The organism is Pantoea jilinensis (genome assembly GCF_019104105.1).
Lineage (GTDB): Bacteria > Pseudomonadota > Gammaproteobacteria > Enterobacterales > Enterobacteriaceae > Pantoea > Pantoea eucalypti.
Map to the genome: position 1 here is coordinate 3,946,708 of NZ_CP077746.1, position 20,560 is coordinate 3,967,267.

The window sequence follows — 20,560 nt, forward strand, 5'->3', positions numbered from 1 at the left end:
TTGTGACTGTCAGGCAACAGAGGTAGCGCCTGACAGTAACCCGAAAATAACACTCTGTTTACGTGATTAATACAGGGTGACAAACGCCCAGGAAACCCTGGGATCGTAATTCTGAACTGAAACGCTTCAGCAAGGGGTTTTGTAACTAAAATTCTCGCAAAATCAATGAATCAGGCAATTATTGCGGCAGTGAGGAGTTTTCAATCCACGCCTGATTAAATCGGGTCAGAGGCAGGGCTTCAGCGTAGAGATAGCCCTGCCCGATAGCGATACCGCGCGCCAGAAGCCAGTCGCGCTGCTCGGCTGTTTCCACGCCTTCGGCAATCACTTCAAGGTGGATAATCTCGGCGATAGCCGCGACGATACGGACCATTGTGTCGTCATGCGGTAGCGCCGCCACGAAGCTGCGATCCATCTTCAGCTTGTTTACCGGCAACGCTTTCAGCTGATGCAGATAGTTCAGGTTGGAGTAGCCCATGCCAAAATCATCCAGGGCCACGGCGACGCCGGTCTGCTGCAACAGGCGCAGCATCGACATCGCCTGTTCTGCATCATCAAGCTGAGCGGTCTCTGTCACTTCCAGCACCAGCGTGTCGGGTGCGATGCGGTGGCGCGTCAGCAGGGCTTGCAGATGAGAGACCACGCCGGTGTCCCGCAGTTGCACAGCGGAAATATTCACACTCAGCGGCAGCATAATGCCCTGCCGCTGCCAGCCAGCCAGAATGCGGCACGCCTCTTCAAACACCCAGCGACCTATCGCGCTAATCACGCCAATCTCTTCGGCGCTGGCAATAAATTCTTCGGTAAGACCATAACTGCCGTCTGGCTGGCGCATGCGCAACAGGGCTTCGGCGCCGGTTAACGCGCCGGTCCGCATATCGACCTGCGGTTGCAGGTAAAGCGCGAACTGATCATCATGCAGACCCTGCAGGATGTCATGCTCCTGAGTCAGGCGCTTCTGCGCGCGCTCGGTCAGTGCGGCGTCAAAGAACAGGATCTGATTTTTGCCCTGATGACGGGCCGACATCATCGCCGACGTCGCGCGGTCAAGCAGCTCATTCGCGCTCAGCGGCTGATCCTCACGCAGCGCCAGACCGATACTGAGATTAGGGCGCAACTGCAGCTGATGGAGGTTAACCGGCTGATTCAGGCGAATCATCAGGTTGCGCGCCAGACGCAGTGCGCGGAACGGATTGCTTGCGCGCTTCATTAACAGAACAAAATCGCTGGTTCCGGTCTGCGCCAGCAAAGTATGGTCGTCCAGGGTATTACGGATCTTCTCCACCAGCGTCAGCATCAGTGTATCGCGCTGCTCATCGCTGAGTACGCCGTTAGCTTCCTGGAGGGTTTCAATGCGGATGACCATCAGACCCAGTGACTGTTCAGGCATGCGCATGCACTGATCGACCAGCGCCAGAAACAGAGTGCGGTTGGGCAGATCGGTGACGGGAAAATGGGTCGTCAGCCGGCTCATCTCATCATGGATTGACTCCAGCACCTGCTGATTGCGGTTGTAGCTACGGACCAGCATACCGATTTCATCATCGCGGTGGCTCTGCGGTAGCGACAGCTTGTGCGTCAGAATCGACTGGGGCGGCAGCTCCTGCAGTTCGCGAGAGAGATTGCGCAGCGGATGCACCACCAGCCGGTTAATGCACCAGCTGATCGCCACGGAAAGAATCAGCGCCAGCAACAGATAGGTGATAATCATGGTCGAGAGCGTGCTGAGGATAAACTGGTAGACGCGCGTCGAGTTAGCCTGCAACACCAGATAGGCCAGCGGCTTCGGCATCCCGGTATTTTCGACCGAATAGAGCGGCAGAGTAATCTGCACCGGCAGCTCAAACAGGCGGGCGACCAGACGCGGCACCGGTTTTTCCACCTCGAAATCGGCATGCAGTGCCTGGAACGCATTCGGCAGCACCACATCGGCGCGCGATAAAATACCGGCCGGTTTCAGAGAGTGAAGAATACGTTCGGCCTGAGGAATATCGGCGCGCAGCACCGCTTCCGACAGCGGCTGACGGACGGTGTGCGCGATATTCTCCATCTGCTGGGCGTAGTCAATTCTGCGCTGCTGCACAAAATGAAACAGTTGGATGACGATAAAGATACTGATGGTGATAACCGCAACCAGCGAAACTGTCGCCATCTGCTTTATCGTAAGTGACCGGCTTACGCGCAAAAATTCTCTCCTGACGATGAAAAAAGCCCAGATAGCAGACAGTACAATGCCCGCCAGTATATCCCATAAACTGACTTTTTTACCGTCTGAAAAGTCCGGCTTTTTCCCGGTCGGGATTATTTAAAATCTGCGTAGGGAACCAGCGGCTGTGGCGGCATATCCAGATCCCCTTCCCAGCCCCCGGCAGCATAGCGTACATAGATCAGGCCGTGGCTCGGGGTGTAATCTTTCGCCTGCTGAATATCGACACCTGCTCCTACAAACCACGCCGACGTCAGCCGCCGCTCAACTACTGCCTGCAGCGTGTAGCCGATCCCCCCGCCGGCGCTGCTGGCGGAAGAGGGATTGCTGGCAAGGGTGAAGCCAGGATTGACCGGATAACGCTGCTGCGCATCCGTTTTCGAATGTGACCACGAAACTGAACCGCCCAGATCAAATGACCAGTTCTCCGTACGCTGCCGCCAGGTGACCGGCACAGCAAAGGAGAGATATTGCTGTGGACTGTAGTAGCCGCCCTGGCCGAAGGTGTAATCACTGAGATCCTTCTGATAGTGCCAGAGCATGCTGTTCAGCCCGATGGTCGCACGGCGATTGTCGGTGTTGATCAGCTTGTAGTAATAGCCGCCCATCAGGCGCTCGCGGCTGTTATCAGCGACATTCTTGCCGGTGATCTGATGCGCACTGATGTCGCCCCAGACACCATGCGCACCGCCCTGATCGTAACTCAGCCCGATGCTGCCGCCCGTTGCCACCACACCGCCCCAGCTTTTACTGCCGTTGACTGCCGGATCGCGCGTCCCGGCATAGGAGAGCAGCGAACTGGCAATTGGCCTGCGTGAAGCGGTCAGCGTCACACCGAGCTGCTTCACATCGGTTTTCCAGCTCAGGCCGCCGGTCCAGTTAGTGACTTCAAAACCCAGCGGCGTGGTGCCGAGGTCGGCCGACCAGATCGCATTATGCCAGCCAGCGGCCAGCGCCGTGCCACTGTCACGCTGGTGAGTCTGAGAAGTGCAGCCGCCGGAATTCACATCGTCACAGCTGCCAAATAAATCATTAAAGCTACCGTTTCGGGTGGTAAAGGTCCCTGCGGAAACGTCCACCCGGTCGAGCCGGAAAAAGCCGCGCCCATCGGCAAACGGATGTTCCGCCTGCAGCATGGTGGTGTGCGCCGTAAAGTCAGAGATGCCGCCCGTACCGCTGTTGCGTGAATAGTCCTGCTGCACTGTCAGCGTGGTTTGCTGCTGACGATAGAGATCGGCCGTGTCGCTGCGCAGGCTGCGCTTCAGCCACTCATCCTGCGGATCGTTGCGGGTGGCGCGGCTGATATTGCCACTGCTATCAATACCGCTGGCCGTCATCGCCTGACGATAATCGGCCAGTGCCTGTTCAGGCTGCTGCTGCGAACGTTCAAGTCGTGCCGCATCACGAAACACCAGCGCCTTATCCTGAGAAGGTGGCAGCGAGGCGGCGCGCTGTTTCAGATCGCTAAACAGCACGGCAGCCCGCGTGGTTTCACCCACCGCCTGCCACGCCAGCGCAGCACGCCTGTCCGCATTGACACTCGCCTGAATCGGCGGCTGTTGCTCAAGCGCCTGTAGGGCTTCGCTGTTGCGCTGCAGGGCAACCAGCGCTTCGATTCGTCCCAGCGCCGCATCGCCGTTTTCCGGCTCGCGAGACAGTACCTGCTGATAGCCTGCCAGCGCCTGCAGCGCGTCACCGCGTGCCAGTGCCCAGTCGGCCAGCGTCAGGTCACGTCGGCTGGAAACTGGCTGCTGCTCAAGCAGCGTTACGGCTGCTGGCTCCCGCCCGGCGGCGCGCAGCGCCTCGGACTGGGCATAGATCTGATTCTGTTTCAGGCGGTCAGCCAGCTGACGCATATCGCTGCTCCACTGCGCATCGGGCTGACGATGCAGCGTGGCCAGTGCCTCGCTGTCGTTATCGTTGCCCGAGAACCAGAGTGCGGTCGCGTAAAGTGCAGTCGCATCCTGCGGATGTTGCTGCGCGACCGCGCGCATTATCGTCTGCGCCTGCTGCACGTCACCACTGTTACGCAGCGCGCCAGCCAGCCGGTAACTGAGCCAGACGTCATCCGGAGCCAGCTCCCGTGCCTGGCGATATTTCTCTGCCGCCTGCGGCCAGCGAGCCTGCTGCGCCAGAGCATCTGCTTCCGTGCGCAGGCTATCGCTGCGCAGCAGGCGCAGCGTGTCAGCCAGGGCGCGCTGCTGCCCGGCGGGTAAGGTAGTAATAAATTCCAGCTCGCGTGCAGGCGACACAGCCTGATAAAGCCCCGCCAGCCGACGCACTGCGGTGATATTGGTGCCATCCAGCCGTCGCGCGCGCTGCCAGAACTGTTCTGCGCCCGCCGCATCTTTACGCGCCATCGCCACATCACCCAGGCCAATCAGGGCATAGCTGTCGCTGCTGTCATACTTCTGGGCCGCACGATAGTGCTGTCCGGCCCCTTCAATATCATGCTGCGCCAGCGCTTTATCGCCCTGCTCAATCGCCAGCCAGTAGCGATTGCTCTGCAGCAGCGACTGCCATTTGCCGATTAGCGTGCTCTGCTGTCCCGCTTTGATGGCGCGTTCCAGCCAGAGAATGGCGGCATCACGATGGCCCGCGCGGGCCTGGGTCTGCCCCATCGCCCCCATTAATTCGGCATTATCGGGATTCGCTTTCAGTGCCCGGTTCAGGATCGCCATCGCGTTATTCACATTGCCTGCGTCGACCAGCGCCAGCGCGCGCATCCGTTCGCGATAAGCGGGATCGGCCAGCGTCGTCTGCTGCTTCGAGAGCGCCTCCAGGCCCTGCTGATGCGCATCGCCCTCGGTGAAGACGGTGAGATACTCTTTCAACTGCGCGACGCTACTGTCGCTGACCGGTTGATCGTTAATCTGTTTCAGCCAGAGATCAGCCGCGGCATCACGCCCGCCGCTGCTTTCCGCCAGCCGCTTCAGCTGGACTATCGCCTGCGCCGACTGCTGCCGGGCAAATGCCATTCGGGCAATCTGCAATCCGACGCCAACGTTGCCCGGATAGCGCTGTTCCATCGCCTGCAGCTGCTGCCATACGACCTCTTCCTGGCCAGGAAGGCGCGCCATCAGCCGCCAGTACTCCAGGGCGATGTTGGGATCGGGAAACACGCCGTTGAACAGCGCATCGTACGCGCTTTTTGCTTCCGCCAGCCGCCCTGAGGTAGCAAGCAATCGAGCCTGCTGCAGTTGCTGCCGCCCCTCTGGCGACATCATGCGCAGGCCTGCGGCAGACTCACGCGCCGCCGTCGAGCCGGGCGCCAGCCTGTTGAGCTGATCCAGCAACGTCTGCGCTGCGGTGATATCGCCCTGATGCAGCGCCAGACGCAGACGCGCCGCAAGCACCTGCGGATTATCCGGGTCCATCTTCTCCAGCCGGTAGAGCGATTGCTGTACCAGATCGTATTTGTTAGTCGACTCGCCGGTGCGGACCTGTGCCAGCAGCCACTCGACTGGCGAGACTTCCGGTCCGTCAGTCGGTGCGGCCAGCCCCGGCAGCGCACTTAGCGCACCAAGCAGCATGCCCGCCCGCAGTACCTGAGCGTTATTCATCTTCATCCAGTAAACGACGACGGGTAATAATTCGCATCAGACGCCACGTCATTAGCGCGAACAGCACCACCACAAAGAGTGTGCAGAGTGCCAGCCAGAAGGGATGGGTCGAGAGTAGCGACCAGAGACGCTCCCACCACGGCAGATGACCAACGTAGTAGCTCTCGCCAACCCGCAGACTGTTAACCCCTGACTCGCGGATAATCGCGGTGGAGCCAGACATTGCGCCACGCTTATCGCTGTCACTCATTGCCTCGTTGAGCAGTTGCCAGCCACGCGGCGTGCCATCGGCGAGCAGCGCAACCACGCTGCGCTGATCGTAAAACGGCGACTGGAAGCCAATCACCGTTGCCAGCGGGCCGCGGGAGCTGATGGCAGTGGTGCTTTCTGCCGTCTGATCGCGACCGCTTTGCGGATTCATCTGTGGCGTGACCCGTCGCACGGGTTCTTTCAGCCAGCTGGCGGTGGCGTCGACAAGCGCCGGGATCCGCAGGTCATTCTGAAGATCTTTGGGGATGACACCGATCATCAGCAGATCCACATCCTGCTTTTTCGCCGTGGCCCAGTCGTCGGTCAACTGAACGCGCAGTGCCGGATAGCCAGTCTGTGCACCACTATTGCCCATCGCATTCAACAGTGTGCTGACCTGCTGGACGTCTGGTTTTGGCGGCATCAGCACCAGGGTTTGCGCCAGATCGGCATAACGGCTGAACGGGAAGCCCGCATTTGCCCAGGCACGCAGTGATGGCATTTCGATGTAGTGGCGATAGCCAGAAAAATCGATGCTGGAACTGTCGTCCACCACCACATGATGACCGACCGGCGTCACGGTTTCACAACGCCCGTCAGCATTGCCACCAATAAAGGTGTTGGCATAGTCAAAATCGAAGCGCAGCTGGTTAACCACACCCAGGCGTAACGCCGGAATCAGCAGTTCATGGTTTTTGTCCAGCATTCCCTGAATCAGGGGAATATGCAGCAACTGCTGACCGGCCGTGTTTTTAGGCGGTAGCGGATAATCCTGGATGAACTGATTATTCAGGTTCACCGCCAGCCGTGAGCCATCCGACTGGAAAGGCGCGGTATAGCGATAGCTCAGATCCATGTCGATGCCGCGCGCGCGAACCAGGAAGAGATCGGGCGGCAGATTCAGCGTCAGGCTGATGGGATTGGGCTGCAGGCCGTCAGACTGCAGCTGGTTTTCATACTGAGTCAGTTCAGCAAAGGTGGTGCGGCGATCGGTGCGCACCCAGTTTGGCGCATCATAGGGCTGGCGCGGTGCCAGCAGCGTAACGCGGTCGATGGTCGAGGTGTCCCCGCGTAACAGCAACTCACCCTGCGCAATCCCCTGCACCGCCGTCAGCAAATCGTCGTCGTTGCGTCCCAGGATGAGCAGCATTTTTTCATAGGGACTGTCAGGCTGACTCACTATCTCCACGGTCGGCTTTACAACCGGCGGCAAATCTTTCAGAAAATCCGGGCGCGCATCGTTGGTGGCAAACACCACAGCATGCTGCTGTTGCGGCAGCTGATTGTAGAGCACCTGAAAGCGCTGTCCGCGCCAGGCAGCTTTGCTGCCGAACCAGGAGGCGAGAATCGCGGCAGCCCGCTGCTGCTTTATGTCCGGCTGGGCAGCAAACACCATCGGCAAGGTCAGCGGTCGCGTGTCGCGGGTATCAAAAAAGGGTTCAGGAAAATGGGAGAGGTCATTTTTCAGCGGCAGTTTTTGCAGCGTCAGATCGATGCCGCTCTCTTTGCCGATATCAAGCCAGATGGTGCTGTTGGCCGGATTTTCGCAGATGTTGGCGTAGTGACCAACCAGCTCAAAGCGCACGCGGTTAAAGTCAGCAATATAGTGAGGATCGATTGCCAGCTGCGTCTGAATCTCTTTACCCGGCTGGTCCGGGGTAATGGTGATCAGGCCGATCAGCTCATCGTTGAGATAAACCTTCAGCTGCGACAGCACAGGTAGCAGCGCAGGCGAGGGCCGATAGGTAAGATTAAGCAGCGCACGCGTCACCACCTCATCACTGCGCACACCGAACTCGATCTGCCCGCTGGTACGTGTTCCGCTCAGCGTCATGCTACCCGGCGGTGGTGCCAGCTTAACAAAGCTCAGCTGACTGTTACGCAGCGGTGCAGCAGGCTGTGGCGGCAAAGATTGCACCGCGGTTTCTCCGGGAGTGACCGCCATATTTTCCTGCGCCAGGGCGCAGCTTAGTGTTGTGGAACCCAACAGCAGCGCAGCGACCCACCTGTTTACTCTCGTTATCGTCATATCATCAACTCAATGCGTTTTTTGAAGCTGGCGCACGGATGCCTTGCGGCAACAGCGAAGCCAGCCAGCTCACCCCAACGGTAAGCAGGTTAAACAGCCGACGTAACTGCGGCGGGCCATATTCCGCCAGGCGCAGGTAACCTTTGAAACCGAGGATCATGATATCGGCGAGGCTTTGCACCGGCTTATCTTCCGGAAAACCGTCCTGCCACAGTGCCCAGGTATCGGCGCGAGCGAAGGTACACTGGATAAATTCAATATGCTGCTGGGTGGTCAGCTGATGGAGACGCACGCCAGCCCGGTGGCCAAAGACACGCTGCACCTGGCAGGGGAAGCTGAACTCCTGCTGTCCACGACGCAGCAGCAGCCACACTTTTTCATTCTCCCGCAGCGCATCCGGCTCGCGCATCTCCAGCCCGACGCCGCCATCCGAGTAGTCACGCAGCGTGCAGGGCAGCATATGACCATCTTCGCGTGCGATGGCGGCCGGCATGGCGATCTCTACACGGTGCGCCTCGCGGATCTGCCGGGCTTCAACGGAAACCGCCACCGCACCGCCAAGAATAATCATGTTATAGAGCACCCAAATCAGACTTACGCAGACGGTCAGTATCTCGTTGGCCGGACCGTGCTGCATGCGCCAGAACGCCATCAACACGCCCGCCACATTAAGCAACACCAGCAACATATAGGGTTTGGTTATCACCCAGTCCAGATGCTGCTCCTCGACCAGTCCGCCTTTCGCCGTGACGTTAAACTTACCCTTGTGAGGATTGAACAGCGCCACGGTAGTAGGCCGGGCGATATACCAGGCCAGCACCGTCTCGTAAACTTCGCTCCAGAAAGAGTGACGCCAGCGCCCCTGAATACGCGAGTTGGTCAGGCTGGTGTGCAGCATGTGAGGTAAAACATAGATAGCGATCGCCAGGGCAGGCGCATAGATGATGTAGGCATGGCAGAGTAAAAACGCCAGCGGTGCCAGCAGGAAGATCAGCCGCGGAATACCGGACAAAAAGTGCAGCATAGCGTTGGCATAACAGAGCCGCTGTACCCACTTCAACCCCTTACCAAACAACGGGTTATCAAGGCGGAAAATCTGCACCATCCCGCGTGCCCAGCGAATACGCTGCCCGATATGCGCTGACAGACTTTCGGTCGCCAGCCCGGCCGCCTGAGGAATGCGGATGTAGGCCGAGGTGTAGCCACGCCGGTGCAGACGCAGCGACGTATGGGCATCTTCAGTGACGGTTTCTACGGCAATACCGCCAATCTCTTCCAGCGCAGTGCGGCGCAGAATGGCGCAGGAGCCACAGAAGAAGGCGGCGTCCCAGGTATCGTTACCGTCCTGCACCAGCCCATAAAAGAGCGAACCCTCATTCGGCGTACGGCGAAACCGCCCGAGATTGCGCTCAAACGGATCGGGCGAAAAGAAGTGATGCGGCGTCTGCAGCATCGCCAGCCGGGGATCTTTGATAAACCAGCCCATGGCCATCTGTAAAAAAGCGCGTGTCGGCACATGGTCGCAGTCAAAGATCGACACGAAGTCGCTGCGGCAGTAGTTTTTCAGCGCGTGGTTGATGTTCCCCGCCTTGGCATGTTCGTTAGAGGGACGCGCCACATAGTTAATGCCAATGCTGGTGGCAAACTCGCGGAATTCCGGCCGGTTGCCGTCGTCAAGGAGATAGATATTCAGGCGATCTTTCGGCCAGTCGATACCCAGCGCAGCATAGAGCGTCGGTCTGACAACGCTAAGAGCTTCGTTATAGGTCGGCACCAGCAGGTCCACCGATGGCCACTGCGAACGGTCAGCCGGCATGGAGACGGGTTGCCGGTTAAGCGGCCACAGCGTCTGGAAATAGCCCAGCACCAGCACCACCCAGGCGTAGGTCTCTGCTGCAATAAGCAGCAAACCAAAGATCAGGCTCAGCGGATCGTCCCAGTTCAGCGTCGAGGTATAGCGCCACCAGAGGTAGCGGCACGACACGGTCAACGACAGCACGATCAGCATCATGGTAGGAAAACGACCCGGAATGCGCCGGACCAGCATCGCCAGACCCCAGAGCAGTACGACAAAAATAAACTGCGTCATCAGACCAAAGGGCTGGCTGATACAGAGCAGCGCCAGCAGTGAGGCAAAGAGAGCCGTCACGACAAAGAGGCTGCGTCGCATCGGCGGCGACAGGCGCTTCAGTCGCTGTTCGATGCGCGTATCAATGCCCTGGGTTTGCGAGCGGGCAATAACGTTGTCCAGCCAGCGATAGCCGTGCTGCCGCCAGCCAGAAAGTGCGCTCAGGCCCTTAACGCCATCGCGGGCGCTCGCCTGGGGGAGCCGGATCATAATCAGCCACAGTGTCTGGATCAGATAGCGCAGGATATCCAGCGGACGCGGACGCTCCGGTGAGATGTGCGGATAGAGGCGGCGGCGCTGCTGAATCACACTCTGCCAGCCCGGGCTTTCGAAGCGGAGCAGCATCAGGCCCAGAACAGACCAGAAAAGATGAAGTGCGCTGGCGAAGCGGGAGGCACCATTGCCTCGCGCAGTGGTATAGCCCCGATGCAGCGATTGCCAGGCGGGCGCAGTCAACAGCCAGCGCAACGGATTCAAGAACTTACTCCCTTCAGATTGAGTAACAGCCAGTTAGCCAGCGTGATGATCTCCTCGCTGGCTAACGCATGTGGCCGATATTCACCGACCGGCTGCTTCATCATCAGCGCCTCTGCCAGCGCCTCATCGCGATGAATCAGCAGCGGTATCAGCTGCGCCAGTGAAGCCATCCAAAGCTGATGCAGATCCTGCTGCAGACGGCTGTTAGCATTAAACTGATTGATAACAAAGCGGGTGCGCGCCGGAAAGCGGCGCTGGCTAAGGCGCAAATGACAATTGGCGTCAGGCTGGATGACACAGAGTATGCCGTCCAGCTGTTGATAGAGTGTTTCATGCCACGGCAGGGAGTCGGCAGGCAGATCAAAAATAATCCACTGATAGCGCGCCTGCAGGTCCGGCAATACCTGGAGCAGCGGTGCGGCGACAGACTCATTCTGACGGGTGATAGTCAAAGAATGCTGATGAGAAAGCACACCATGTGGCAGCAAGTCAGGCCCATGGGGATAGCACAGCGCGCTGTGCTGCCAGTCTCCCCCTTCGCACAGGGCTTTCATCCAGCCATTCTCCTGCTGAGCGGGCAGATTGAAATGCATGCCGAGCTGACTAACCGGCGAGCCGTCGATCAGCAACACCCGCTCGCCGAGAGCCGCCAGCGCCCAGCCCAGTCCGGCACAAAGAGACGTTGTGCCGACACCGCCCCGCACGCCCTGAAGCGCTATCTGCGGCATCAGTGAGGTTGCTCAGGCTGGCTGGGGACCGTTTCGGCTAACAGCGTCCAGCGTGACAAAATCTCTTTCAGACGCTCTTCGCGCGCAATATCGACATAGCGAAAAGCGTGCAAAGAAAAGGCGTCACGCAAAGCACTAATATCATCCTGACGATCGCCATCGGCGGCCTCAGGGGTATGAAGATTTGGATTTTTCATTACTGTTCGCCAAAGATAAAACACTGTCAGACTCAGAATAGTCGCCTGCGCATAAAAAGGAGGTTCAAAAAGATTTTCAGCAACGCTGCATTTGCCAGACGTTGTGAGCCAGTTTGTCATTGGCAATGTTTAAATTTCTCAGGTTACATCCTGGCCTGTCTATAATAAGCTAGCCTGGACTGGAAAAATAACGAATTCAATATGAAAAATTCTTTTTCGCTAGGGCTGTTGCATGTTCAGCCTGAATTAACGGCATTGCAAACGCCTGGCTGTTATTGGGTGACGTGTGCACGGCAGGATGACGCCCGCATGTTGATTCGACAGGTGATTTCACATCAGCAGGCCGTCACGCTCATCAGCGCTGATCAACCGCCTCGTGATCTCCTGACGCCCGACCCGATCGGCGGCCCCGACCGTATCCCGCTATTTTCTCTTTCCAAAAGCAAACGGAGTCTTTTGCTGCTGGAAAATGATTTTCTGCGTACGCTTGGCAGTAAAAACGGACTGGTGATATTTAACAGCAGCGCAGCGCAATGGGATAAGCTCGATGACGCCGAATTAACCCGGTGGATAAAGGGTATGCGCCGCACGCTACATAAAAGCAAACTCACACTTTTAATCATTACCTCCGGCACCACCATAATAAACCTGAGTAATAATCTTCAGCGTTATTTTCGTCAGCTGGATGGCGTTGCCCATTTGAGCTTTCAGCAGGACAGCTGGCAGTATCGAATTAACTGGTGGTATGCCGCGGAACGCCTGCTCGCCGATCGTGCAATACGTCTGGGCTGTGAAGAAGATCGTTTCTTTGCCTTAAATGAAAAGCAGGAACCGTTGAGCCTTAATGACGAACAACATTATCTCGCGGACAAAATCGTGCTTGAGGGCGCGCCGCCGCTTTCACGCCAGTGGCAGCTCTTTGATGATAATGAGCAGGTCTGGTTCCAGGCACAGCAGGCTAATGCCGCGACAGTTATTTTTAGTCTGACCCGCAGCGACTATATCGGCGAACTGGCGAAGATGGTTCACAGCCTGCGTCGTGCTCGCGGCAACGGAATGAAAATTGTGGTACGTGAGATGGGGGCCAGCCTGCGTTATAGCGACGAGCGGCTGCTGCTGGCCTGCGGAGTCAACACCATCGTGCCGGCTAACGCAGCTATGTCGCGCTTTCTGACCACGCTGGAAGGTCTTCAGGGACAGGTGTTTAACCGTCGCGTTCCCGCCAGTCTTGAGGCGTTAACCGCCTCATTGCAGCCGCTGCATGAGAAAGGCTACCTGCGGCTTGACGCCTTCTGTCAATCAGTCAGCCAGTTGATCAGTAATACCTTACTGCCGGAAAATGATAAGGGCCTGTTGGTGGCATTGCGGCCAGTGCCGCAGCTTCAACCCCAGCAGATTCTGACGCTCTGTAAACCGCGTCGCTTCGGCGACCTGGTCACGGTGCTGGAAGATCGCGTCATACTATTTCTCTCCTCCTGCCGCTACAACGATCTCGATAAGGCCTTGAAATATATATTTTCATTGCCTCACGATGAGCTATTTGCAAACCGGATGGTCTGGTTCGAGGATAATCATATTCTTGCGGAAGTCAGCAATATTAAAAAACTGACGCCGATGGCGATTCAGGAACTGACGCCGGTTTCAGAATCTCTGCTCGAATCCACCCTCAAGCCAGTGGATGCGCCTGTACGTTCGGCACCGCAGCCCATCACTTTACTGCCGGAGAAAGAATCCCGATGAACCTGATGGACTGGGTACAGATTGCGCTGCTGGCTATTTTTATCCTGCTGATTCTAAAGCCTGTCTGGCAACGCTGGCTGCCGCGTCGCTGGAACGGCCTGCTGAATCGGCTGTTGCCTGCGCGTGCGCTAAAGTCTGAAGGTGACTGGCAGCGTCAATCTCCAAAAACGGATGCAAAAATTAATGAAAAATGATCAACCCGCTGCGGCCCACTCTTCCGGTTTGTGGTCCTGCTGGCGCGGACTGGGCGGCTGGAATTTCTACTTTTTAGTGAAGTTCGCCCTGCTGTGGTATGGCTATCTCAACTTTCACGCGCTGAGCAACCTGGTGTTTCTCGCCTGGCTGCTCTTCCCGCTGCCGACGGTACGCCTGCATCGCCTGCGCCACTGGGTCTCGATCCCCATTGGTGTCGGGCTGTTCTGGCATGACACCTGGCTGCCCGGACTCAGCAGCATCATGAGCCAGGGCGATCAGCTGGCGGGCTTCTCCGCAGCCTATCTTCTCGATCTGGCAGACCGCTTTATCAACTGGCAAATGATAGGTGCGCTCTTTGTCCTGCTGGTTCTCTATCTCTTTGTTGCGCAGTGGATTCGTATCACCGTGCTGGTTTCATTGATGCTGATCTGGCTCAACGTACTCACTATCGCTGGCCCGGCGATGTCGCTGCTACCGACCCGCGCAGCCACTCCGCAGGTGGTCCTGAATCAGACGCCAGCCGCCAGCCAGCCAGCCGCTACGCCGGATGGGCTCGATCAGTCTGCACCCGCGACCAGTACGAATCTGACCGCCTGGCTCAACCGTTTCTATGAGAGTGAGCGCAAGCGCGTTACCCACTTCCCCGACAGCCTGCCTGCCGATTCACAGCCATTCGACATTCTGGTGATCAACATCTGTTCGCTCGCCTGGTCAGATATGGATGCCTCGCAACTGCGTAATCATCCGCTGTGGCATCACTTCGACATCATGCTGACCAACTACAACTCCGCCACGAGCTACAGCGGACCGGCAGGGATTCGTCTGCTGCGTGCCAGCTGCGGTCAGACCTCGCACAGCGATCTCTACAAACCCACTGATTCACGCTGCTATCTGTTCGATAATCTGGCGAAGCTGGGCTTTAAAGAGCAGCTGATGATGGACCACACCGGCGTGTTTGGTAACTATCTCAAAGAACTGCGCGAAGGCGGGGATATTCAGGCACCGCTGATGTCGCAGGCGGGTATTGCGCCGGAGGTGACTTCATTCGACAGCACGCCGGTGTTCAATGATGCCCAACTGATGCAGCGCTGGCTCGACGATCGCAGCAAGAGCAGCGATGCCCGCAGCGCCACCTTCTATAACCTGATCCCGCTGCACGACGGCACCCGCGAACTGGGCAGCACCCAGACAGCCCCATGGAAGCCGCGCGCTCAGTTGCTGTTTGATCAGATCGACGCCTTCCTTACTCAGCTGGAGAAGTCAGGCCGTCGGGTGATGGTGCTGGTGGTGCCGGAGCATGGGGCCGCCCTGCAGGGCGATAAGATGCAGATGTCAGGGCTGCGCGACATTCCCAGCCCGGGTATTACGCATGTGCCGGTCGGGATTAAGTTTGTCGGCATGAAAGCCCCGCATCAGGGACAGCCACTCAATATTGATGCGCCAACCAGTCTGCTGGCAGTCTCAGAGATTGTGTCTCGCGTGGTGGATGGGCAGGTATTTAATGCGCCCAATGTCAATATGTCGGTGCTGACTGACAAGCTGCCGCAGACGCCAGTGGTGTCGGAAAACGACGGTGCAGTGGTGATGATGTATCAGGGCAAGCCCTGGATCAGGCTAAATGGCGGAGACTGGGTGCCCTATCCGGAGTAACGCATCACTGCCGTAAAGCAGAAGTGCGGGTCAGCCGCCGCTTAGCGCCTGACCCATTTTTATCGTGTTACTGTCGGCAGCAGAATAGCGGCCAGCGCCGCCGTTCTGCCTGTTATCAGCGCTTCTCCTGAAACGCCTGCCAGGTCAGCAGCTGCAGACTGGCGGAAAAGTAGTTCTGATCCGCAGCCAGCTTATCGCTCAGATAGCCGGTCTCATTCAGCGTGAGGTCGCGCACCGCCAGCAGACCGCCCTCAAGATGATAAGGTGCAGGTGCATTTGCCAGCACGTCGAACCAGGCGGGAGTCAGCATACGGCTGTAACCCTGCCAGACGCGCTGAAACGGCACCAGCGCCAGACTGTGCGGGTCATACCACCAGATGTTCAGCGGTACGCGAATCGCGTCATAACTGAAGCGGTTTGAGTAACCGACAGCCGGGGCAACCGAACCGTCGGCATTCAGCGCAACCCAGTCCAGCGGCAGACCGGTTTTGCCAAAACTCAGCTTACCCAGCAGCGTAAAACCATCATTAATCAGCTTATCCCAGACCTGCAGATGACTGCGCTCGCCAAACTCACGCCACGCCTGAAACAGGAAATAGGAAGGGTTAAGCACCACGTAACTGGTTTTATTGAAACCCTGCGCGCCCGGCAGCAGGACGGTATAGCCGCCAAAGTTCGTGACATCCAGCTTGATGATGGCGCGCTGAATACGGTCAGATGCCTGCTGGTAGCTCTCCACCTGCCATTTCTGAGCAGCACGCTGCAGCGCCCAGGCCAGCAGCACATCACCATCCGAGGCGTTGTTCTTATCAGCAACCGGATTGTCACTGCCTGGCACATAGCGCCAGTAGAAGAGATCGGTCTGCGGATTACCTAACTGGGTGCGTGTCCACTGCCACAACCTGTCAAACGTGGCGCGATCATTGTTGGCTACCGCCAGCAACATGCCATAACCCTGACCTTCGGTGTGACTGACATTGTTATTGGCGGTGTCCGTGATCCGCCCTTCCGCCGTCAGAAAACGACCTTTAAACGTGTCCCAGCCGCTGGCACTCGCCTGCGCACTGCAGACCAGCAGTAAAACAGAGCAGATCCAGCCCATCCAGAATGGCTTACGTTTCATTTCCGATCCTATTGATATCGATAGTGCAGCGTGCTGCCATCATTGAGTTCAAGTGTAACCGGCACAATCCTGCTGCCGCCCTGGCCCTGTAACCAGCCTGAAAACAGTCCGGCTATGACTGCGCCAAATACTGCCTGCCAGTCAGCCGGAGAATGGGTATTGTCGCCAGCCGGTAAGGCGTGATACGTCATCAGCAGCGCCGTCTCTTCCGGCTGAAGCTGCACAAAGCCCCAGTTAAATCGCGCCAGCTGTAAGTTGGCCTCGCGCTCCAGATCCTGCACGGTGCGTGACGCTGGCAAAGGATAGCGGGTCGCCAGTGATTCACCCATTTTATAGAGAAAGGCCTCCGCCTCCCGCTGACCCGCGTTGGCCACCATCCCGTCAATCATCACGCTGACCAGGTCAAACCAGCCCGGCTGATGTGGATGTGATACCCCAGAATGTTCACTCATTACTTCTCTCCAAACAGATAACGGACATAGAGCTGCGCGCTGCTTTCGTTGTAGTCACCAAAGGTGTCATAGCCCAGCTGGCCGCCAATCGTCACATCTTTGTTGAGTTTGTAGTCCGCCCCGGCGTGCAGGTTGTAGCCGATGCCGTTTTTGCTGCCACCAGAATAGTAAGCGTCTTTTACACTGCCTCTTGCGGCAAGGGCTTCCAGCTCAGATTGCAGGCTGGCATTTGCAGGGAAGTACGCGCTCTTATCCTGACTGTAGGTCTGATAACCAGCCGCACCGCCAATATTCACGTTGAGATCGTCAAATTTACGTGAGAACTCTATCGGGAATGAGACCGACGCGTAGTTCTGCGGGCTGAAGTAGCCGCCCTGACCGTAACTGAAGTAGCTGAGGTTTTTCGAGAAATCCATCCACGACAGGCTCATGCCTACTTTCAGCTCGCGATCGTCACTGTGGAACGGACGGACATAAGCGCCAGCGGTTGCCTGCAGATTGTTATTGCTGGCGACATTCTCTCCAAGGTAGCTGTACGCGCCCGCGCCAGCATAGAAGCCTGCATCGCCATTGTCATAGCTTAACAGGGCGTTCGCGCCGTTCTTCGTGACGCGTCCCCAGCGTTTGCCGCTGGTTTTATCTTCTGCGCCGACGTAGGAGAGCAGGCTATCAGTAATCGCACGACGCTCACCGGTGAGGATCAGCGTCAGGAAGTCAGTGAGTTTCGGTGACCACTGCACGCCACCGACCAGTGTACTGAGATCCTGGCCCAGTGGCGTGCTGCCAATGTCCACTTTATAACTGTCGCCCTTCAGTGCCAGATTCAGCTCCACGCCAGAGGCGGTTTGCGAATCGGTAACGCCGTTCGGCAGATCATTCACCGTCGCACCGCCTGCGGCGACAACCCGGCCCTGACTCAGTGCATTGGTGCCGAAACGACGCCAGGCATCGGCTGCGCCACTACCCGCCGTGAGTGAGACCGGCGTGGCGGTAAAGTCGAGACGCGCCGTTTCAAACGGCACGGTTGAGAAGGTCAGCGGCGCTTTGGCTTCTGTCAGCTTACTGAGGCCTGACTCGCCATCACGCCCCCGCACCTGCACCATGCCCTGACTCCAGGTGCCGGTTTTCTCCTGAAGCGAATCCATCATGGTATCGACGTCGTGCAGAACCTGTGACTGATGAGAGACGGTTTCGCTGCCCGCGGCCAGATCGCCCTGCGCTGTGACGCCCGTTGCAATGCCCACAGGTGCCGCCTGCCAGGGCAGCACAGTGCCGTAGCTGGACGGCGAACGTCCCACTGGTGAGGTATTACGGTTGATAAACGGATTATCCGCCAGCGCCAGGCCGCCCACGCTCGGCACGCTGCCAGGCTGTGCACCCTGCAGGCCAATCAGCTGCCCGCGTGCTGAACGCAGATATGCCATCGCCTGCGAATGGTCGCCATTGGCTTCCGCGACTCGCGCCAGCAGCAGCAGTCGATCCGGCGTCTGCGTGGTGGTGTTGAGGCCGCGACTCAGCTCGTTAGCGCGTTGCAGATTGTTCTGCGCCAGCGCGACGTTGATGGCCCCGACGCGCGCATCCTGCGTCGGTGTATCCTGGGTCATCAGGTAGTCATAGACCACACCCGCATCCCGGTTCATCTTGCCGTCCTGGTAAAGACGGGCCATCGCAAACATCAGATCACGGTTCTGCGGATCCTGCTGTAGTGCGCCAATCAGCTTGTCATACGCCACCGCGTACTGGCGCTGCTGCCGCAGGCGATCCACTTCGTTAATGAGATAGCCGTTGCGAATACCCGCCAGCTGCGTCGGCGTACTGCGCGCCTGCAGTTCCGGGTTACTGAGGAAGCGCTGCGCCTCACTGCCGAGACCCGCCTGATTCAGCACTGCCATCTGTGCAGCATAATCGCCAGCATTGCCCTGCACGCCGCGCTGCAGGTTAGCCTGCACCACCGAAACGGCGCTGGTGAGATCGCCCGCCTGCGCCAGCTTCTGCGCCAGGTTTCCGGCATCAACCGGATTGGTCGGTGGCGTGACCGCGAGCGCTTTCAGGGTATTGGCTGCTGCTGCCGTCGCGCCCTGTGCCAGGTATTGATCGGCGGTGCTCATCTGCAGATTAAAATTCACCCGCTGCGCCAGTTCACGCATCGCCTCCGTTTTAGCATTAGCGGGAATGCGCGCCAGCAAGGCGCTGGCCTGCTGCCAGCCGCCGCTTTCGCTGGCATTGAGCGCACCAGCATACAGCTCGCTGGTGCTGGCCCCGTTGCGCATCACCGGTTGCATTACGTTGGCCGCCAGCAGCGTATCGCCCTGCTGACGATAAAGCCGCGCTAAATCGAGCCGCAGCCAGCCATCCGAGGGATAGCGCTGAACGCCCTGCTGCAACGTCGCGATGGCCGCGGCGTTGTTGCCAGCGGCAAGCTGACGCTTCGCCTGCTGACGCAACGCATCGGCTTCATTGGCCCGTGGCGTAACGCTCTGACGCACGCTGTCCGGCAGCGCGCCCAGCAGCGTACTGGCTTCGGCATTCCGATTCTGCTGACGCAGAACGTAGAAGAGTCCTTCTTTGGCGCTGCGGTTATTCGCATCGCTTTGCAGAATGCTGCGGTAAATTTGCTCTGCCTGCTGCGGTTGATTGGTGCGGCGCAGCACGTCGGCGCGGAACAGCCTGGCGGCCAGCCCTTTCTCACCGTCAGCCTGCACCAGCGGTTCACTTAAGGTCAGCGCCTGCGCAGTGTCCCCGCTTTTTAGCGCCTGCTGGGCGCTGGCCAGTTGTGCATAAAAGCGCGCATCGTCCGCCTGTTGCTGACGTGAAGCACCCTGATCGCCGCCGAGCTGTGCAGCGCGCTGCAGATAATCTGCCGCTTCCTGATAATGTCCGGCACGCTCGGCCACATAGCCCATACCCGCTAACGCATCAGCATCCTGCGGATTGGCGCCCAGCACTTTTTCAAAACTGGCCTGCGCTCCACCAACGTCACCGCTGTTCAGCGCGCTGAATCCGGCCCCTTTTTCTGCGCCACCGACATTTTTACGGTAGTAGTCGATTACCGCTGAGTCCTGCGGGTGACGCTGCTGCCAGGTCTGATAGAGTGCCGCATCTGACGGCTGAGGGCCAAGCCATAGCAGTGCCTGACGCAGTGAGCGATCGGCATCCTGATTACCACTCGCCAGCGCGCTCAGCATCTCAATGCCTTCGCGACGGGTCTGTTCCTGATAAGTCAGCGCCTTACCCAGCGCCAGCTTCGCCCCCGTATCCTGCGGGTGCTGAGCCGCAAACTGGCGCAGCGCCTCAACCGCCTGCGGCAGCAGCGTCCGGTCACCCGCCATAGTGAGATAATATTCTGCCGCGACGCTGGGTGGTGGCTCATTGCCGCTAAAGGTATTGCGCCAGGTCTGTAACGCCGCCGGAATATTGCCGCTGCGCGCTTGCTGACGCGCCAACGAAAGCTGCGCCTGTGGAATGGTCTGCAGCTGGCGTGCACTGTCCAGTTCGCCGAGGTGCGGATCGTTGGGAGAGACCTGACTAAGCCGGGCGCGATACTGCGCCGCGGCGGCATTATCGCCGCCCTGCTGTGAATAAAGTGCCAGCAGATAAAGTGCCTGGGTATTGCCGGGTTCAACCATCAGCACCTTTTGCAGCGAGGCTTTCGCCAGATCATCATGCGCTTTCTGATGCCAGTAAGAGGCCTGATCGAACAGCGCCTGCAGCGCCGGATTGGTGCTTTCCGCCGCCAGAAGCGGCGGTGACAGAGCCAGCGCGCTGCCCAGCAGCAACGCCTTACGAATACCGGCACTCAACAGATTATTTTTCATTATTATTA

General features: G+C 58.3%; 12 protein-coding genes. 3 read left to right on the forward strand and 9 right to left on the reverse strand.

What is annotated here, in order from left to right; all coding sequences use genetic code 11:
- Window positions 1-178: 178 nt before the first annotated feature.
- From hmsP to bcsR, 6 genes are all read right to left on the reverse strand, one after another.
- Entirely contained in the window at window positions 179-2,185 is a 2,007-nt protein-coding gene (gene hmsP / locus KTJ90_RS18570; RefSeq protein ID WP_078805047.1) for a biofilm formation regulator HmsP, read from the reverse strand.
- 116 nt (window positions 2,186-2,301) lie between these two features.
- Entirely contained in the window at window positions 2,302-5,769 is a 3,468-nt protein-coding gene (gene bcsC, locus KTJ90_RS18575) for a cellulose synthase complex outer membrane protein BcsC (RefSeq protein ID WP_499025696.1), read from the reverse strand.
- Window positions 5,762-8,047 (reverse strand): cellulose biosynthesis cyclic di-GMP-binding regulatory protein BcsB, encoded by a 2,286-nt coding sequence (gene bcsB, locus KTJ90_RS18580; protein WP_078805049.1) that lies wholly within the window; start codon window positions 8,045-8,047, stop codon window positions 5,762-5,764. The genes bcsC and bcsB overlap by 8 nt, the downstream gene beginning before the upstream one ends.
- A gap of 4 nt (window positions 8,048-8,051) precedes the next feature.
- Complete coding sequence (bcsA, locus tag KTJ90_RS18585; RefSeq protein ID WP_154926827.1) at window positions 8,052-10,652, reverse strand: UDP-forming cellulose synthase catalytic subunit; 2,601 nt, start codon at window positions 10,650-10,652, stop codon at window positions 8,052-8,054.
- Window positions 10,649-11,380 (reverse strand): cellulose biosynthesis protein BcsQ, encoded by a 732-nt coding sequence (bcsQ, locus tag KTJ90_RS18590; protein ID WP_039658628.1) that lies wholly within the window; start codon window positions 11,378-11,380, stop codon window positions 10,649-10,651. The genes bcsA and bcsQ overlap by 4 nt, the downstream gene beginning before the upstream one ends.
- Window positions 11,380-11,577, reverse strand: coding sequence for a cellulose biosynthesis protein BcsR (gene bcsR, locus KTJ90_RS18595; RefSeq protein ID WP_039658691.1), 198 nt, complete (start codon window positions 11,575-11,577; stop codon window positions 11,380-11,382). The genes bcsQ and bcsR overlap by 1 nt, the downstream gene beginning before the upstream one ends.
- A gap of 201 nt (window positions 11,578-11,778) precedes the next feature.
- Between bcsR and bcsE the strand changes: the two genes are divergently transcribed.
- The 3 genes from bcsE to bcsG are packed head-to-tail and all read left to right on the forward strand — an operon-like array spanning window position 11,779 to window position 15,162.
- Window positions 11,779-13,317 (forward strand): cellulose biosynthesis protein BcsE, encoded by a 1,539-nt coding sequence (gene bcsE, locus KTJ90_RS18600; protein ID WP_039658629.1) that lies wholly within the window; start codon window positions 11,779-11,781, stop codon window positions 13,315-13,317.
- A complete protein-coding gene (gene bcsF, locus KTJ90_RS18605) occupies window positions 13,314-13,511 on the forward strand; it encodes a cellulose biosynthesis protein BcsF (protein WP_039658630.1) in 198 nt (65 codons plus the stop codon). Before bcsE ends, bcsF begins: the two co-directional genes overlap by 4 nt.
- The gene (bcsG, locus tag KTJ90_RS18610; protein WP_039658631.1) at window positions 13,501-15,162 is read left to right on the forward strand and encodes a cellulose biosynthesis protein BcsG; all 1,662 of its coding nucleotides are present in this window, start codon (window positions 13,501-13,503) and stop codon (window positions 15,160-15,162) included. The genes bcsF and bcsG overlap by 11 nt, the downstream gene beginning before the upstream one ends.
- Before the next feature lie 115 nt (window positions 15,163-15,277).
- Here bcsG and KTJ90_RS18615 read toward each other — a convergent pair whose 3' ends face one another.
- Genes KTJ90_RS18615 through KTJ90_RS18625 form a run of 3 tightly spaced genes read right to left on the reverse strand, consistent with a single transcriptional unit; the run spans window position 15,278 to window position 20,552 of the window.
- Window positions 15,278-16,285, reverse strand: a complete 1,008-nt coding sequence (locus tag KTJ90_RS18615; protein WP_039658632.1) for a family 8 glycosyl hydrolase — start codon at window positions 16,283-16,285, stop codon at window positions 15,278-15,280.
- Window positions 16,286-16,293: 8 nt separating this feature from the next.
- The gene (bcsD, locus tag KTJ90_RS18620; RefSeq protein WP_039658633.1) at window positions 16,294-16,737 is read right to left on the reverse strand and encodes a cellulose biosynthesis protein BcsD; all 444 of its coding nucleotides are present in this window, start codon (window positions 16,735-16,737) and stop codon (window positions 16,294-16,296) included.
- Window positions 16,737-20,552 carry a cellulose biosynthesis protein BcsC gene (locus tag KTJ90_RS18625; RefSeq protein WP_182630215.1) on the reverse strand — a complete coding sequence of 1,272 codons (3,816 nt, stop codon included), beginning with the start codon at window positions 20,550-20,552 and terminating at the stop codon, window positions 16,737-16,739. Before KTJ90_RS18625 ends, bcsD begins: the two co-directional genes overlap by 1 nt.
- Window positions 20,553-20,560: the final 8 nt, after the last annotated feature.

Bases quoted from the DNA above. Each gene is read 5' to 3' on its own strand.
- bcsC (WP_499025696.1), bottom strand. From the start codon at position 5,769: ATGAATAACGCTCAGGTACTGCGGGCGGGCATGCTGCTTGGTGCGCTA.
- bcsB (WP_078805049.1), bottom strand. From the start codon at position 8,047: ATGACGATAACGAGAGTAAACAGGTGGGTCGCTGCGCTGCTGTTGGGT.
- bcsQ (WP_039658628.1), bottom strand. From the start codon at position 11,380: ATGCCGCAGATAGCGCTTCAGGGCGTGCGGGGCGGTGTCGGCACAACG.
- bcsR (WP_039658691.1), bottom strand. From the start codon at position 11,577: ATGAAAAATCCAAATCTTCATACCCCTGAGGCCGCCGATGGCGATCGT.
- bcsE (WP_039658629.1), top strand. From the start codon at position 11,779: ATGAAAAATTCTTTTTCGCTAGGGCTGTTGCATGTTCAGCCTGAATTA.
- bcsF (WP_039658630.1), top strand. From the start codon at position 13,314: ATGAACCTGATGGACTGGGTACAGATTGCGCTGCTGGCTATTTTTATC.
- bcsG (WP_039658631.1), top strand. From the start codon at position 13,501: ATGAAAAATGATCAACCCGCTGCGGCCCACTCTTCCGGTTTGTGGTCC.
- KTJ90_RS18615 (WP_039658632.1), bottom strand. From the start codon at position 16,285: ATGAAACGTAAGCCATTCTGGATGGGCTGGATCTGCTCTGTTTTACTG.
- bcsD (WP_039658633.1), bottom strand. From the start codon at position 16,737: ATGAGTGAACATTCTGGGGTATCACATCCACATCAGCCGGGCTGGTTT.
- KTJ90_RS18625 (WP_182630215.1), bottom strand. From the start codon at position 20,552: ATGAAAAATAATCTGTTGAGTGCCGGTATTCGTAAGGCGTTGCTGCTG.